Origin of the sequence: Streptomyces sp. NPDC060035, from assembly GCF_042736635.1 — a bacterium.
Classification (GTDB): domain Bacteria; phylum Actinomycetota; class Actinomycetes; order Streptomycetales; family Streptomycetaceae; genus Streptomyces.
In genome coordinates this window covers 39,524-54,262 of the sequence record NZ_JBHWVO010000003.1, presented here as the reverse complement: position 1 = coordinate 54,262, position 14,739 = coordinate 39,524, and the positions used below count along the sequence as shown (strand labels likewise).

Here is a 14,739-nt window from a genome sequence, read left to right as displayed (position 1 = left end):
ACACGTTCGGGACATCTGATCGGTTCCCGTGCGGAGGGGGCGTCTCGCGGCGCCGGAGCCTCGAGACGCCCCCTCCGGTGCGACCGTGTGTCAGTTGTAGTGCGTGCGCAGCCTGCTGTGCACCTCCGGCGCCGCCCCGATGCGGTCCAGACCCAGCAGACCGGCCCCCAGCACCGGGGGCTGCGAGACCACCCGGACCACCGCCTTCGGGGCGCGGTCGGCCAGGAGTCCGGCGATCCGGTCGTCCAGCCGTGTGTGCCGAGCGGCGAGCACACTGCCGCCCAGCACCACCGGTACCTTCTCGTCCAGCAGTTCCAGACGGCCCAGCGCGACCGACGCCAGGGCGACGACCTCATCGGCCAGCCGGTCCACCAGGGCACGCGCCACCGGATCCCCGGCCGCGCTCGTGGTGAACAGCACCGGGGTCAGCTCATGCCGGCGCTCGTACGCGATCCGCCCCCGGTGCAGTGCCTCGATCAGCTCGTACATCGAGCCGAACCCGAAGTGTCCCGGCAGCGTACGGACCAGCTCCGTCGGCTCACCCCGGCCGTCCTCGGCCCGGGACGCGAACCACATGGCCTCCTCGGCGAGCCCCGAACCGCCGCCCCAGTCACCGGATATCCGGCCGATGGCGGGGAAGCGCGCGGTACGCCCGTCGGGCACCATGCCCACGCAGTTGATCCCGGCGCCGCAGACGACGGCCACACCGCGCGGCTCGTCGACCCCGGCCCGCAGGACCGCGAAGGTGTCGTTGCGCACCTCCACCGTGGCGCCCCACGCACGCTCCACCAGAGCCTGCGTGAGCTCCTCCTCCTCCACCGGGAGGTCGGCGTTGGCCAGACACGCCGACACGTGCCCGATGCTCCCGACGCGCTCGCCGGCCGTCTCCAGCGCCTGGCCGAGCACCGAGGCCAGCACGTCCACCGCGGCCTCCACACCGACCGCCGACGGCTGGAAGCCTCCTCCGCGGGCCGTGGACAGGACCGTGCCGTCCTCGCCGATCAGTGCCACATCGGTCTTGCTGTTCCCCGCATCGATGGCGACGACCGAAGCATTCACGCCCACGCGAGGTGCTCCCGGTTGTGCGCGATCAGCCGGTCGGTGAGCGCCTCGGCGTACTCGTACTGGCCGATGAGCGGGTGCGAGAGCAAGGCCTTGAAGACGCGGTCCCGGCCGCCCCGGAGCGCGGCTTCCAGGGCGAGGTCCTCGTACGCCGTCACATTGGCGATCAGTCCCGCGTAGAGCGGGTCGAGCGCCGGGACCGCGAGCGGCGTGGCACCCGTGCCGTCGACCCGGGCCTGCACCTCGATCACGGCGTCGTCCGGCAGGAACGGCAGTGTCCCGTTGTTGTACGTGTTGACCACCTGCACCGCGGAGCCGCCCCCGCCGAGCAGGGCGGCCGCCAGGTCCACGGCCGCCTCCGAGTAGAAGGCGCCGCCACGCTTGCCGAGCAGCGCCGGCTTCTCGTCCAGCGCCGGGTCGCCGTACATGGCCAGGAGTTCCTTCTCCATCGCGGCGACCTCGGCCGCCCGCGACGGCTTCGTGCCGAGCTCACGGACGACCTCGTCGTGCGCGTAGAAGTACCGCAGGTAGTACGAGGGGACGACACCGAGCCGGTCGACGATCTGCCGGGGCATGCGCAGGTCGTCGGCGATCGCGTCGCCGTGCTCGGCGAGCAGCTTCGGCAGGACGTTCTCGCCGTCCGGACCGCCGAGCCGGACCCCGAGCTCCCACGACAGGTGGTTGAGCCCGACATGGTCCAGGTGCACCTCGGCGGGGGTGACGTCGAGCAGAGCTGCGAACTTCCGCTGGAAGCCGATCGCCACGTTGCACAGGCCGACGGCCTTGTGCCCGGCCTGCAGGAGCGCCCTGGTCACGATGCCGACGGGGTTGGTGAAGTCGATGATCCAGGCGTCGGGATTCGTGCGTCGGACCCGCTCGGCGATGTCGAGCACGACCGGCACCGTACGAAGTGCCTTGGCAAGGCCGCCGGCCCCGGTGGTCTCCTGGCCGACGCAGCCGCACTCCAGCGGCCACGTCTCGTCCTGGCCGCGGGCGGCCTGTCCGCCGACGCGCAGCTGGAGCAGGACCGCGTCGGCGCCCTCCACCCCGGCGTCCAGGTCGGACGTGGTGGTGATCCGTCCGGCGTGGGCCTGCTTGGCGAAGATCCGCCGGGCCAGGCCGCCGACGAGCTCCAGCCGGTCGGCCGCCGGGTCGACGAGCACCAGCTCCTCGACCGGCAGGGTGTCCCGCAACCGTGCGAAACCGTCGATCAGTTCAGGCGTGTAGGTGGACCCGCCACCCACTACTGCGAGCTTCATCAATCAGCCCTTTACTCCGGTCAGTGTGACGCCCTCGACGAATGCCTTCTGGGCGAAGAAGAAGACGGCGATCACGGGGGCCATGACCAGAACGGTCGCGGCCATGGTCAGGTTCCAGTCGGTGTGGTGTGCGCCCTTGAAGGATTCCAGGCCGTAACTGAGTGTCCAGGCCGCCGGGTTCTCGGAGGCGTAGATCTGCGGTCCGAAGTAGTCGTTCCAGGCGGCGAAGAACTGGAACAGGGCGATCGCCGCGATGCCGGGCTTCGCCATCGGCAGGACGACCCTGATCAGCGTGCGGAATTCGCCGCATCCGTCGACCTTCGCCGCGTCCAGGTACTCGTCCGGGATGGTGAGGAGGAACTGGCGCAGCAGGAAGATGGAGAACGCGTCGCCGAAGGCCATCGGGATGATCAGCGGCCAGAGCGTCCCGGACAGGTCCAGCTGCTTCGCCCAGAACAGGTACATCGGGATGATGACGACCTGCGGCGGCAGCATCATCATCGAGATGACGAGCATCAGCGAGAGCTTGCGGCCCCGGAAGCGGAATTTCGCCAGCGCGTACGCGACGGGCACCGAGGACACGACGGTCAGGACGGTGCCCACCCCCGCGTACAGCAGGGTGTTGCGCCACCAGGTGAGAAAGCCGGGGGTGTCGAAGACCCGCTGGTAGTTGTCCCATTCCCAGGTGTTGGGGGTGAGGTCCCGGGTCAGCGCCTGCTGGTCGCTCATCAGCGACGTCAGGACGACGAAGACGAACGGGAGCACGAAGAACAGGGCGGCCGCGATGCCCAGCGAGTGGACGGCTGTCCAGTGCAGCAGGGCCTTGCGGCGAGCGGCGTGCAGAGCGGGCGTGGAGGTGTCGGCGGCCGGCACCGGGCGGGGCGTGTCGAGGAGTTGGGTCATGGCTCAGTCACCGGCCTGGATCAGGTTGTTGCGGCCCCGCATCAGCAGTGCGGTGAAGGTCATGGCCAGGGCGAACAGGACGAGGGCGACGACACAGGCGGAGCCGTAGTCGAAGCGCTGGAAGCCGAGGTTGTAGACGAGCTGGGGAAGCGTCAGAGTCGACTTGTCCGGGTAGCCCGGTTCGAACTGCTGCCCGGATCCGCCGATCACACCCGAGGCGACCTTCCCCGCCACCAGCGGCTGCGTGTAGTACTGCATCGCCTGGATCACCCCGGTCACCACGGCGAACAGCACGATCGGCGAGATGTTCGGCAGCGTGACGAAGCGGAATCTCTGCCAGGCGGACGCGCCGTCCAGCTCGGCCGCCTCGTACTGCTCCTTCGGCACGTCGAGCAGTGCGGCCATGAAGATCACCATCAGGTCGCCGATGCCCCACACCGCGAGCATCGTGAGCGCCGGCTTCGAGAAGGTGGCGTCGTTGAACCAGCCCGGTGTCGGCAGACCCAGATCGCCGAGGAGCGAATTGACGGGCCCCGTCCCCGGGTTGAGCAGGAAGACGAAGGCCAATGTCGCAGCGACCGGCGGTGCCAGGTAGGGCAGGTAGAAGAAGGTGCGGAAGAGCCCCGTCCCCGTCCTGATCTTCGTGATCAGCATGCCGATCCCGAGGCCGAACACGACCCGGCAGGTGACCATGACGAGTACCAGCCAGAGCGTGTTGCGCAGCGACGGCCAGAACATCGGGTAGTCGCTGAAGACGTACGTCCAGTTCGTCAGCCCGTTGAAGGACGGCACCCCGAAGCCGTCGTACTTCATGAACGAGAAGTACACGGTCGAGACCATCGGGTACGCGAAGAAGACGGTGAACCCGATCAGCCACGGCGACATGAAGGCAGCCGTCCGCAGCGCCGACCTGCGGTGCTTGGAGCGGAGTGTGTGCGTGGTCATCGGGGTCTACTTCGCCTTGGCGATGTCGGTGTCGATCTGCGCGGCGGTCTTCTCCAGACCGGCCTTCAGGTCCTTCACCGCCCCCTTCTCGTACTGGAAGCCGAAGTCCTGGATGGTCTGCTGGTACGTCGACCCGTTGACCGCCCCGTCGGGGGTGCTGGACTTCGGGTGCTGGGCGATGTCCAGGAAGGTCTTGAACCGGGGGTCGAACTTCAGGTCCGGGGACTTCAGCGCCGCGAAGGTGGAGGGCACGTTGTGGATGCCGTTCGCGAAGTCGACCACGGCCTGCGTGTCGCTCGTCATGAACTTCACGAGCTCCCAGGCCGCGTTCTGCTTCTTGCTGGCCGGGGCGATGCCCATGATCGTGCCGGCCAGGAAGCCCTTGCCGTAGCTGTCGGCCTCGTCGTCGGCCACCGGCATCGGCGCCACACCGATCTCGAAGGGCACCTCGGCGTCCGTGGCCATCCCCAGCCGCCACTCGCCGTCCAGCTGCATCGCGACCTGGCCGGTGTGGAACGGGTGCTTGGCGCCCCACTCGTCACCGAAGGTGCCGCGGTACTTCTCCAGCTTCCCGTAACCGCCGAGGTCCTCGACCAGCTTCTTCTGGTACGTGAACATCTTGGCGAAGGCCGGGTCCTTGGCGATGTTGGACTTGCCGTCGGCGTCGAAGTACGTGTGGTCCCACGAGGGCTGGTAGTGCTCGGCAACCGTCTCGTAGCCGTGGTAGGTCGGCATGAAGCCGAGCTGCTCGTAGCTGTCGCCCTTGGTGACCGTCAGCTTCTTCGCGACCGAGGCCAGCTCGGACATGGTCTTCGGCGGTGCGGTGACACCGGCCTTCTCGAAGGCGTCCTTGTTGTAGTAGAGGCCGTAGGCGTCCGCGAGCAGCGGCAGGGCGCAGCGCTTGCCCTCGAACTGGGTGTAGTCGAGCAGGACCTTGGGGAAGGTCTTCTCCAGGTCCAGCTTCGACTTCTCTATGAAGGGCTTCAGATCGGCGAAGGCACCGGACGAGCAGAACTTGCCGACGTTGGAGGTGGTGAACGACGACACCACGTCGGGGCCGTTCGAACTCCCCGTGCGCAGCGACTGGTTGAGCTTGTCGTCATTGATGTTGCCGACGACGTCGACCTTGATGTTCGGGTGGGTCTTCTCGAACCGGTCGACGTTGTCCTGCACGGCCTTCACCTCGGAGGGCGCGCTCCAGCCGTGCCAGAAATTGATCGTGGTCCTCGCGTTCGGGTCGTCGTCGGCACCGGACTCGGCCTGGCCCGTACAGGCGGTGGCGAGGACCGAGATAGCGGCGACGGCGACAGCTGCGGTGGTGGTCAGTCGGCTTCTGCGCATGGCAAAGCTCCCAGTGACAGGTGGAAGAGGAGAAGGCAGGAGGGGGACGGGGGTCAGCGAGAGGTGTCGAACACTTCGTCGCGGGTGTCCGCGAGGGCCCGTTCCAGGGCACCCCGCAGGACCGGATGCCGGCTGATCCCGCCGAGTGCGAGACGGGGCCGGGACGCCGCGAGCTCGGCGAGCTCGGACTGGATCAGGGAGCGCAGCAGCTCGCCGCCCGAGGCGATCAGCTCGCCGGAGAGCACGATCAGGCCGGGGTCGAGCACGGCGGTGACGGACGCGAGACCGGTGGCGAGCCGCTGGGCGTACTGCCGCAGCAGCTCGGTCAGTGCCGGGTCCTGTTCGTACGCGGCGGCGGCCCGGGCGAGCAGCCCGGCCGCGACCTCCGCGTACGGCTGGTGCGGGGTGTCGATGCCGAGCGAGGTGGCGAGCCGGGGGACCGCCTGGGCACCGGCCAGCTCCTGGAAGCCGCCGGCGTTGGCCTTCACGACCTGGCGTACGAGGGGGGTGCCCGGCACCGGCAGGAACCCGACCTCGCCCGCACCGCCGGTGAAGCCGCGGTGCAGCCGGCCGTTGATGACGAGGGCGGCGCCGAGGCCCTCCTCGTTCCACAGCAGGACGAAATCCTCGTGTCCCCGGGCCGCTCCGAGCCGCTGCTCGGCCACCGCGACCAGGTTCACGTCGTTCTCGTACTCCACCGGCATGGGCAGGGACGCGGCCAGCTCGTCCAGCAGCGTGGGGGAGTGCCAGCCGGGCAGGTGCGAGGCGTAGCGGAGCCGTCCCGTACCGGGATCGAAGGCGCCCGGGGTGCCGATGACGACACGGTGGACATCGGCGCGGGCGAGCCCGGCCTCCTTGACCGCGCCGTCCAGGGCGTCCGTCACCTGCCGCACCACGCTGTCGGTGCGCCGCCCCGGGGTGCCCAGCTCGTACTCACCGACTGTCCGGCCGGTCACATCGGCGACCGCCGCGACGATCCGATGCGCGGTCACATCGAGCCCGGCCACGTGCGCGGCCCGCGCGTTCACCGCGTACAGCTGTGCGCTGGGGCCCGGCCGCCCCTCGCTCGTACCGGTGGCCACGACGAGTCCGGCCGCCTCCAGCCGGGCGAGGAGCTGGGACGCGGTGGGCTTGGACAGGCCCGTCAGCTTCCCGATCCTCGTACGGGAGAGGGGGCCGTGCTCCAGCAGCAGGTCCAGGGCGGCCCGGTCGTTCATGGCGCGAAGGACGCGCGGTGTACCCGGCGTGCCCGGAGTGGTTCCCGCCATGACGGATGCACCTGCCTCTGTTAGGAAAGTTTCCTATTCGGTGGGAGGAACGTATGGCGCACGTCACCGGCACGTCAATGGTGTCCACCCTTGCGGCAATCAAAGCGTTACCTGAAGCCGGGCGGACAGCGAAGGGGCGCCGCGCGCAGTCCGCGCGGCGCCCCTTCGCCCGTACCCGGGCCGGTGCTACTTCGTCAGGTTCGGAGGCGGTATCGGGTTGGTGGCGAGCGACTGCGGCGAGGTCGCCGACGCGTACGCCGACGGGGCGGACACGCCTGCCGTCAGGTCCGGGGCGGACTCCCCCTCCGACTGGAGGGGGACGGCGCCGACCATGCGGATGCCGGCCGAGTCGAGCGCCTGCTTGATCCGCCAGCGCAGCTCGCGCTCCACGCCCAGCGACTTGCCCGGCATCGTCTTCGCCGTGACCCGGACGGTCATCGAGTCGAGCAGGACCGCGTCCAGGCCGAGGACCTCCACCGGGCCCCACAGGCGCTCCGACCACGGCTCTTCCTTGGTCATGGAGTCGGCGGCCTCGGCGATCGCCTTACGGACCCGGTCCAGGTCCTCGGTCGGGCGGACCGTGACATCGACACCGGCCGTGGACCAGCCCTGGCTGAGGTTGCCGATCCGCTTCACCTCGCCGTTGCGGACGTACCAGATCTCGCCGTTGTCGCCGCGCAGCTTGGTGACGCGCAGACCCACCTCGATGACCTCGCCGGAGGCGACACCCGCATCGATCTGGTCGCCGACCCCGTACTGGTCCTCAAGGATCATGAAGACGCCGGACAGGAAGTCGGTGACGAGGTTGCGGGCGCCGAAGCCCAGGGCCACACCTGCGACGCCTGCGGAGGCCAGCAAGGGGGCCAGATTGATCTGGAACGCGCCCAGGATCATCAGGGCAGCAGTGCCAAGGATCAGGAACGACGTAACCGAACGGAGTACGGAACCGATGGCCTCCGAGCGCTGACGGCGGCGTTCCGCGTTGACCAGCAGGCCGCCGAGGGCGGTGCCTTCCACCGCCTGGGCGCTGCGGTTCATCCGGTCGATGAGATTGGTCAGGGCCCGCCGGATCACGTACCGCAGTACGAGCGCGATCGCCGCGATGAGCACGATGCGCAGACCGGTGTTGAGCCAGGTGGACCAGTTCTCCTCGACCCATCCGGCGGCGTTCCCGGCCCGTTCGGCGGCTTCGTCCAGCGAGCCGGCCGGCGCTGGTGACGGGGCTGCGGCCAGGAGGGCGGACAGGAACACGGCGGGGACCTCCAGGTGGGGCGACAGCAGACCAACCACAGTAACGAAGCCGGGGGAGTGGTTCGTTGCCGCTGGAAGGGGAGAGACACGTCTCACCCGGGGATACAGAGGGTGTGGCCGATCGCACAGTGCGACCGGCTGCCGTGGTGAAGCGCCTGTTCCGCTGCTTCCCGGCGGTGCGTCCGGCCGGGAGTGAGAAAAATCCCTCCGGCCCGTTACCCGGACGTGGTGGCGCTTCGACCAGGCATGAGGAGAGACTGAGATCGGATCGTCCCGGCGCGAGCCACGCGCCGCCGGCGTACAAGGAGGCATCCACCGTGCCGCATGTCCTGGTTCTCAATGCGTCGTACGAGCCGCTCGGCGTCGTACCGCTCCGCCGCGCGCTCGTCCTCGTCCTCGAGAACAAGGCCATCTGCCTCGAGGAGTCCGGCGCCTTCATGCACAGTGCCACCCGTGCTGTGCCGGCGCCCAGCGTCGTCCGCCTCAAGCGGTTCGTACGGGTCCCCTACAGGGGGCCCGTTCCACTGACCCGCCGGGCGCTCTTCGCCAGGGACGGCGGGCGCTGTATGTACTGCGGTGCCGCCGCGACCAGCGTCGACCACGTCATTCCGCGCAGCCGCGGCGGACAGCACGCATGGGACAACGTGGTGGCAGCCTGCCGCCGCTGCAACCATGTCAAGGCCGACCGTCATCTGCCCGAGCTCGGCTGGCGGCTGCGCCATCAGCCCGCCCCGCCCAGCGGTCTGGCCTGGCGGATCATCGGGACAGGACACCGCGATCCGCGCTGGCTGCCGTACTTGCAACCGTTCGGCGCGGACGACGTGATGGCCCGGATCGATGGCGTTTCCGCCTGAGAACCCGGGCCTCTGTCGTCCCGGGACAAGGCTCCCGGGCTCGCCACGGGCCCCGCGGTGCTACTCGGCGACGGCGTAGGCCTCCACCGACCAGAGCGAGTAGCCGTACTGCGTGGCCCGCCCGTCGCCCTGCACCCTGATGAAGCGGGTGTCCTTCGCGTCCATCCGGACCGATTCGCGCCCGCCCCCGCCCTCCCGCACGGTCGCCGCCGTACGCCAGGTACGGCCGTCCGCGGAGACCTGGACGCGATAGCGGGAGGCGTACGCGTCCTGCCAGTGCAGCACCACCTGGCCCAGCCTGACGGGCCGGGGCAGTTCGGTCTGCCACCAGGCGCCGTCCTCGACGGGCGAGGACCAGCGCGTCCCGGGATCGCCGTCCGAGGCCGCGGCGGCCGGGAAGTCCGGAGTCTCGTCGCCGGACGAGGACGCCGTGGCCGTACGCGCCAGATCGGGGCCCCCGGTGCGCGGGTAGGCCCGCACGGTCAGCGTGCTCTCCTCGCCGCCGAAGCTCAGCGGCACCTCGTACTCGCCGGCCGGAGTGTCCGCCGGGACGGTGATGTCCACCGGGACATCCGTACGGGACCCGCGCGGCACCGTCGTCTGCTTCGGCACCGTCACCTTGATGCCCTTGGGCGCCTTCGCGGTCAGGGAACCCCTTACCTCGGCGGGGCGCCGGCCGGCCAGCCGCGCCTCGACACGCTGCGTACCGCCTCCGATCACGGCATCCGTCTCGCCGCGTACGAGGTCGAGCCGGGCCGCCGGCTCGTCACCGAACCACGGCACCAGCGCACGCACCGCCGCGGAGCTGCGGCCCGCACCGGTGACGACCGAGGGCGCGCCCGTGACACCCGGTGCCGACGGCCGGGTGAGGAAGGGGCGGGCAGCCGGGACGGTGACCCGGAGCGCGTCCGCACGCAGGTCCTTCACCGACATATGCGTCCAGCCGGCCGTCGACAGCGGGCCGAGGCCGCGCCAGCCCTCGCCCGGCACATGGGCCTCCAGGACCGCGTCCGCGGCCCCGCTGCCCGGCTCGGCCATCGTGGTGACGGCCTGGACCGGGCGGGCACGGTCCAGGCGGACCGTATAGCTGTTCGTGTCCCGGCTCACCGTGCCCGCATCGCGGTCGGTGCCGTTCCAGCCGTCGGACTCCTTGCGGACCCGGTCCAGGAACGGGCCGAGCACGCCCTTGCCGACCGTCGCGCCGCTCGCCTCTATCTCCTTGCGCAGCGGCTCCAGCGCCAGCTGGGCCTTCCAGGCGGCCGCTCCGTCGCCGCGCGTCTGCGCCTGGAGGAGATCGACGGCGAGCTCGCCCGCGCGGCCGTACCGGGCCAGCTGCTCGGTCCACGGCCGCACCTCGTTGTCCAGCCGCCCGTCCGCCGGGGTCTTCAGCTGCTGCGGGGCCCGGCGCATCACGGAGAACGCCGCCCGCAGGTCACGCGCCGCGTCGTCACGGGCCGTCGCGTTCGCCGTCGCGCGGGACGTCCAGAACGCGGCGAACAGCGGTTGCAGATAGGCGGACTCGTCGCCCCCGAGCACCGACGTGGCGCTGTTGCCGGCCAGCGCACGCAGCGCCGCCCGGGTATCGGCGTCGCCGCCCGCCAGGTCGTCTATCGCCGCCTGCCAGGACTCCTGCGGCCGGTACCCCTTCGGGTTCCAGGCGAAGTCCGCGGCCGTGAAGAGCGGAATGCGGGAAGCCGACGACTGCTCCATCGCGTTGGCCAGCAGCGCCGCCGAGCCGATGGCCACGGCCGGGTCCCGGCCGGTGTACGGACCGAGGAAGATCCGGTCCTGTGCGTAGTCGTTGACCGGGTAGTTGTCCATGGTGACCAGCGGATGGCGGAAGGTGGCCCGCGCACCGGCCAGCTCACGCCCGGTGATGGTCTTCGGTACGACGCCGACGCCGGTCCAGGCCACCTGCACCCGGTCGTCCAGCTCGGCGGCGAGCGCGGTGCGGTAGTCGGTGGCACCGTCCTGGTAGTACTCGGTCGGCATCACCGACAGCGGCTCCGCGCCCGGGTGGCGCTCCGCCAGATGCCGGGCGACCGCGCTCGCGACCCGGGCCTGGGCCCTGGCCGCCGCCTCGGGGCCGCTGCCGAACGTCTGCGCGTCCTTGTCGCAGTGCCACTCGCTGTAGCTCACGTCCTGGAACTGCAGCTGGAAGACCCGGACGCCCAGCGCCCACATCGCGTCGATCTTCCGCGTCAGCGCCTTGACGTCCGCGTCGGACGCCATGCACATCGCCTGTCCGGGAGAGACGGCCCAGCCGAGCGTCACGTGCTCGGTGCCCGCCTTCTCGGCCAGAGCCCGGAAATCGGCTCGCCGCTCGGCCGGATACGGGTCGCGCCAGCGGGCCTGCCGGTAGGGGTCGTCGCCGGCCGCGTAGAGGTAGCGGTTCTGCTTCGTACGCCCCATGAAGCCGATCTGGGCGAGCCGCTCCTCGCGGGTCCACGGCTGTCCGTAGAACCCCTCGGCCATGCCGCGCACGGCGGTGCCCGGCCAGTCGCGGACCACGGCGCCGGCGACGGTGCCGTTGCTGATGAGCTGGCGCAGGGTCTGGACGCCGTGGAAGAGGCCGTCCTCGCCGATGCCGTCCAGGGCGACGGTGGACCGGCCCTGGAACAGGCCCACGGCGATCCGGTAGCCGCCGGACGGAAGGTCGGCGCGCTCGGGTGCGCGGAGGGCCCGCAGCGCCTGACCGGCGCCCGTACCGCCCATCCTGATCACCGGGCCGCGGCCCGGCAAGGCGTCGTGCACGGTCCGTACCCCGGCGTCGCCCAGGACCGCCCTGAGCTCGGCCACGGCATGGCGGTCGGCATCCGTGTCGGCGAGGAGGGTGACCTCCGTGCCGAGGGGTACGGCCTGCCCGGACGCCTTGATCGCCTGGGGCCGCGGCCAGACGGAGGGCAGCTGCGTTCCGTCGGCGCGGTCGGGCGTGGTCGCGGCGGGTGTGCCGGGGACGACGGGGGCCGCGACCGCTGCCGGTGCGACCGAGCCGAGCAGTCCGCCGATCACGGCGACGGCGACGGCCGTCGCACGCCTTCTGCGCCCGAGCTGCACGCCGTTCTCCCTTCGTCCTGCCAGTGGGCTCCGAGCCCACCACCCGGGCGCGAGGGTGTCAATGCGCGTGGCTGTTGTGACGGATATGCCCGATGTGTCGCACGATGTGGTTCGTGTGCGCGACCGGGCAGGCAGCGAGTGGCCGAAAACCACCCATACCCGACGTGCACGGGAACGGTTTGTGACCCACGGCACGTTGGGCTCGTTGTCATAACGCCTGTGTCACGCCTACGCCTGCTCCCGTGCCCGCTGGGTAGGCCTGCTGTGTCCTGTTGTCCACGGCCAGGAGGCCACCGTGCCCGCTTCCGCGCAGCTTCTGCTCTCCGCCCTTTCCAAACAGGTACCGAGCCCCACGGGTCCTGACCCGCTGACCAGTGATCCGCTGACCAGTGAACCGCCCCTGACCGATGTCGCGCCCCTCATGATCAGCGAGCTGCCGCTCGCCGACGTCTCCCACCTCACGGGCGAGCACGGGTTCGCCGACGCCGCCCCGCTGACCAGCGAGCCTCCGCTCGCCGATGCCACCCCACTCACGAGCGAGCCACCGCTCGCCGTCGTCGCCCCTCTGACCAGCGAGCCGACAGCACCCGGCACCGCGGGGGGCATGGAGTCCCCAGGAGTCTGAATGGGCTTGTTCCGGCTCGCCGCACTGCACGGCGTCGCCACCTCCTTCTCCCCGTCCACGGATGTCACGGTGTCCGTCCCCGACGACACGGTCAAGGCCGTGCTCGCCGCGCTGGGCGTGGACGCCGCCACCCCCGCGGAGGTGGGGAGATCGCTCGCCGCCGCCGAATCGGCAGCGGCCTCCCGCCTGCTCCCGCCGACGGTGGTGACCTGGGCCGGAGAGCCGCTGCCGCCCGCCCTGACCGCCCTGCCGCCCGGCGCGACACTTTCAGTCGAGCCCGAGAACGAGCCGGGAAGCACCGAGGCGCCGACACCGTTGCGGATGCAGGTCCCGATGGCCGGCGCGACACCCCCGGCCGGGAGTGCGCCGCGCACACCCTCCTGGTGGAACGAACCGCCCCTGGGCGTCCACCGGCTGACCGTCCGTGCCCCGGACCACCGCTACGCCACGGCCACGCTCGTCGTCGCACCGGACCGCGTACCCCAGCCACCCGCCCGCACGCACGGTTTCCTCGTCCAGCTCTACTCGCTGCTCTCCGCCCGCTCCTGGGGCATGGGCGACCTGGGGGACCTGGCCGACCTCGCCGCCTGGTCCGGACGGACCCTGCAGGCCGGCTTCGTCCAGGTCAACCCGCTGCACGCCGCCGTGCCCGGCAGGCCCACCGACCCGTCCCCCTACCGCCCCTCATCGCGGCGCTTCCCCGACCCCGTACATCTGCACATCGAGTCGGTCCCGGAGTACGGGCACGTATCCGACAGGGCCGCGCTGGACGACCTGCGCCAGGACGCCGCGTCACTCGGCGAGGCCGTCCTGAACAAGGGGGCGCTGATCGACCGGGACGCCGTCTGGGAGCTCAAGAAGCAGGCCCTGGAGCTCATCGCCCAGGTCCCGCTGACCCCCGGCCGCCGTGCCGCCTACTGCGACTTCCTGGCCGGGCAGGGGCAGGCGCTGGAGGACCACGCCCTGTGGTGCGCCCTGGCCGAGGTGCACGGCTCCGAGTGGCGCGGCTGGCCCGAGGGGCTCCGTGATCCGCGCTCCCCGCAGAGCGCCCGCGCCCGCACCGAGCTCCTGGACCGGGTCGACTTCCACTGCCGGCTCGCCTGGCTGACGGACACCCAGCTCGCCGCCGCCCAGAGCGCCGCGCGGGACTCCGGGATGGCCGTCGGGATCGTCCACGACCTCGCGGTCGGCGTCCACCCGGACGGGGCCGACGCCTGGGCCCAGCAGGACGCCTTCGCGCACGGTATGTCCGTCGGAGCGCCCCCGGACGCCTTCAACGCACACGGCCAGGACTGGGGGCTGCCGCCCTGGCGCCCGGACGCGCTCGCCGCGTCCGGCTACGCCCCCTACCGCGGCCTCCTGCGCGGCCTCCTCGCCCATGCGGGCGCCCTGCGCATCGACCACGTCATGGGCCTCTTCCGCCTCTGGTGGGTGCCCGAGGGCAGCCCGCCCACCGAGGGAACCTATGTCAGCCAGGACGCCGAGGCGATGCTCGCCGTTCTCGTCCTGGAGGCGCACCGTGCGGGTGCCGTCGTCATAGGGGAGGACCTGGGCACCGTCGAGCCCGGCGTACGCGAGGCGCTCGCCCGGCGCGGGGTGCTCGGCACGTCCGTGCTCTGGTTCGAGCGCGACTGGGACGGCACGAGGCGCCCGCTGCCCCCCGAGAGCTGGCGCCGGGAATGCGTGGCCACCGCCACCACCCACGACCTCCCGTCCACCGCCGCCCGGCTGACGGGCGAGCATGTGACGCTGCGACACCGGCTGGGGCTGCTCAGCCGGCCCCTGGAGCAGGAACTTGCCGAGGACGCCACCGACACCGCCGAGTGGCTCTCCTACCTGGCCCGGCTCCGACTGCTGCCCGAGGGCGACGGCGACGAGGAGGCCGCCGTGCGCGCCGTCCACCGCTTCCTGCTGCGCACCCCGGCCCGGATGGCCGGGGTCTGGCTCCCGGACACCGTCGGTGACCGCCGCCCGCAGAATCTTCCGGGCACCTGGGACCAGTACCCCAACTGGCGCCTGCCCATCGCCGACGGGGAAGGCCACCCGGTCAGCCTGGAGGAGATTGCCGCATCGCCCCGACTGCACAGGCTGATGGACGTTCTGAGGCCCCACACGCAGCCGGCGGAGTCCCGTACGGCACCCCCGGGCGCGCGCCGCTCCTAGGCGTTCGCTAC

At 71.1% G+C, this 14,739-nt stretch carries 11 protein-coding genes; 3 read left to right on the top strand and 8 right to left on the bottom strand.

Translation table 11 applies throughout. The features are described 5' to 3' along the window. Nucleotides 1-90 precede the first annotated feature (90 nt). The 7 genes from ACFWBQ_RS05365 to ACFWBQ_RS05335 all read right to left on the bottom strand — a co-directional run bounded on the left by ACFWBQ_RS05365 (nt 91) and on the right by ACFWBQ_RS05335 (nt 8,029). The gene (locus ACFWBQ_RS05365; RefSeq protein WP_385484157.1) at nt 91-1,065 is read right to left on the bottom strand and encodes an N-acetylglucosamine kinase; all 975 of its coding nucleotides are present in this window, start codon (nt 1,063-1,065) and stop codon (nt 91-93) included. Beyond that, on the bottom strand, nt 1,056-2,321 hold the full coding sequence (locus ACFWBQ_RS05360) for a 6-phospho-beta-glucosidase (RefSeq protein ID WP_385484154.1): 1,266 nt from the start codon (nt 2,319-2,321) through the stop codon (nt 1,056-1,058). Before ACFWBQ_RS05360 ends, ACFWBQ_RS05365 begins: the two co-directional genes overlap by 10 nt. Before the next feature lie 3 nt (nt 2,322-2,324). Continuing rightward, nucleotides 2,325-3,224, bottom strand: coding sequence for a carbohydrate ABC transporter permease (locus ACFWBQ_RS05355; protein ID WP_385484151.1), 900 nt, complete (start codon nt 3,222-3,224; stop codon nt 2,325-2,327). A gap of 3 nt (nt 3,225-3,227) precedes the next feature. Further along, complete coding sequence (locus tag ACFWBQ_RS05350) at nt 3,228-4,169, bottom strand: carbohydrate ABC transporter permease (RefSeq protein ID WP_385484149.1); 942 nt, start codon at nt 4,167-4,169, stop codon at nt 3,228-3,230. A gap of 6 nt (nt 4,170-4,175) precedes the next feature. Continuing rightward, complete coding sequence (locus ACFWBQ_RS05345; protein ID WP_385484146.1) at nt 4,176-5,510, bottom strand: ABC transporter substrate-binding protein; 1,335 nt, start codon at nt 5,508-5,510, stop codon at nt 4,176-4,178. 53 nt (nt 5,511-5,563) lie between these two features. Then, nucleotides 5,564-6,778, bottom strand: coding sequence for an ROK family protein (locus ACFWBQ_RS05340; protein ID WP_385484143.1), 1,215 nt, complete (start codon nt 6,776-6,778; stop codon nt 5,564-5,566). A 186-nt stretch (nt 6,779-6,964) separates the two neighbouring features. Then, entirely contained in the window at nt 6,965-8,029 is a 1,065-nt protein-coding gene (locus ACFWBQ_RS05335; RefSeq protein WP_385484140.1) for a mechanosensitive ion channel family protein, read from the bottom strand. Nucleotides 8,030-8,346: 317 nt separating this feature from the next. Here ACFWBQ_RS05335 and ACFWBQ_RS05330 point away from each other — a divergent pair, with 317 nt between their 5' ends. Then, nucleotides 8,347-8,883, top strand: a complete 537-nt coding sequence (locus tag ACFWBQ_RS05330) for an HNH endonuclease (RefSeq protein WP_104785722.1) — start codon at nt 8,347-8,349, stop codon at nt 8,881-8,883. Nucleotides 8,884-8,943: 60 nt separating this feature from the next. Here ACFWBQ_RS05330 and ACFWBQ_RS05325 read toward each other — a convergent pair whose 3' ends face one another. After that, nucleotides 8,944-11,940 carry a beta-N-acetylglucosaminidase domain-containing protein gene (locus tag ACFWBQ_RS05325; RefSeq protein WP_385484137.1) on the bottom strand — a complete coding sequence of 999 codons (2,997 nt, stop codon included), beginning with the start codon at nt 11,938-11,940 and terminating at the stop codon, nt 8,944-8,946. 295 nt (nt 11,941-12,235) lie between these two features. Here ACFWBQ_RS05325 and ACFWBQ_RS05320 point away from each other — a divergent pair, with 295 nt between their 5' ends. Together ACFWBQ_RS05320 and malQ are read left to right on the top strand one after the other, a co-directional pair. Further along, entirely contained in the window at nt 12,236-12,565 is a 330-nt protein-coding gene (locus ACFWBQ_RS05320; RefSeq protein WP_385484134.1) for a hypothetical protein, read from the top strand. Further along, on the top strand, nt 12,566-14,728 hold the full coding sequence (gene malQ / locus ACFWBQ_RS05315) for a 4-alpha-glucanotransferase (RefSeq protein ID WP_385484131.1): 2,163 nt from the start codon (nt 12,566-12,568) through the stop codon (nt 14,726-14,728). It begins immediately after the preceding gene. The last annotated feature ends 11 nt before the right edge of the window (nt 14,729-14,739 follow it).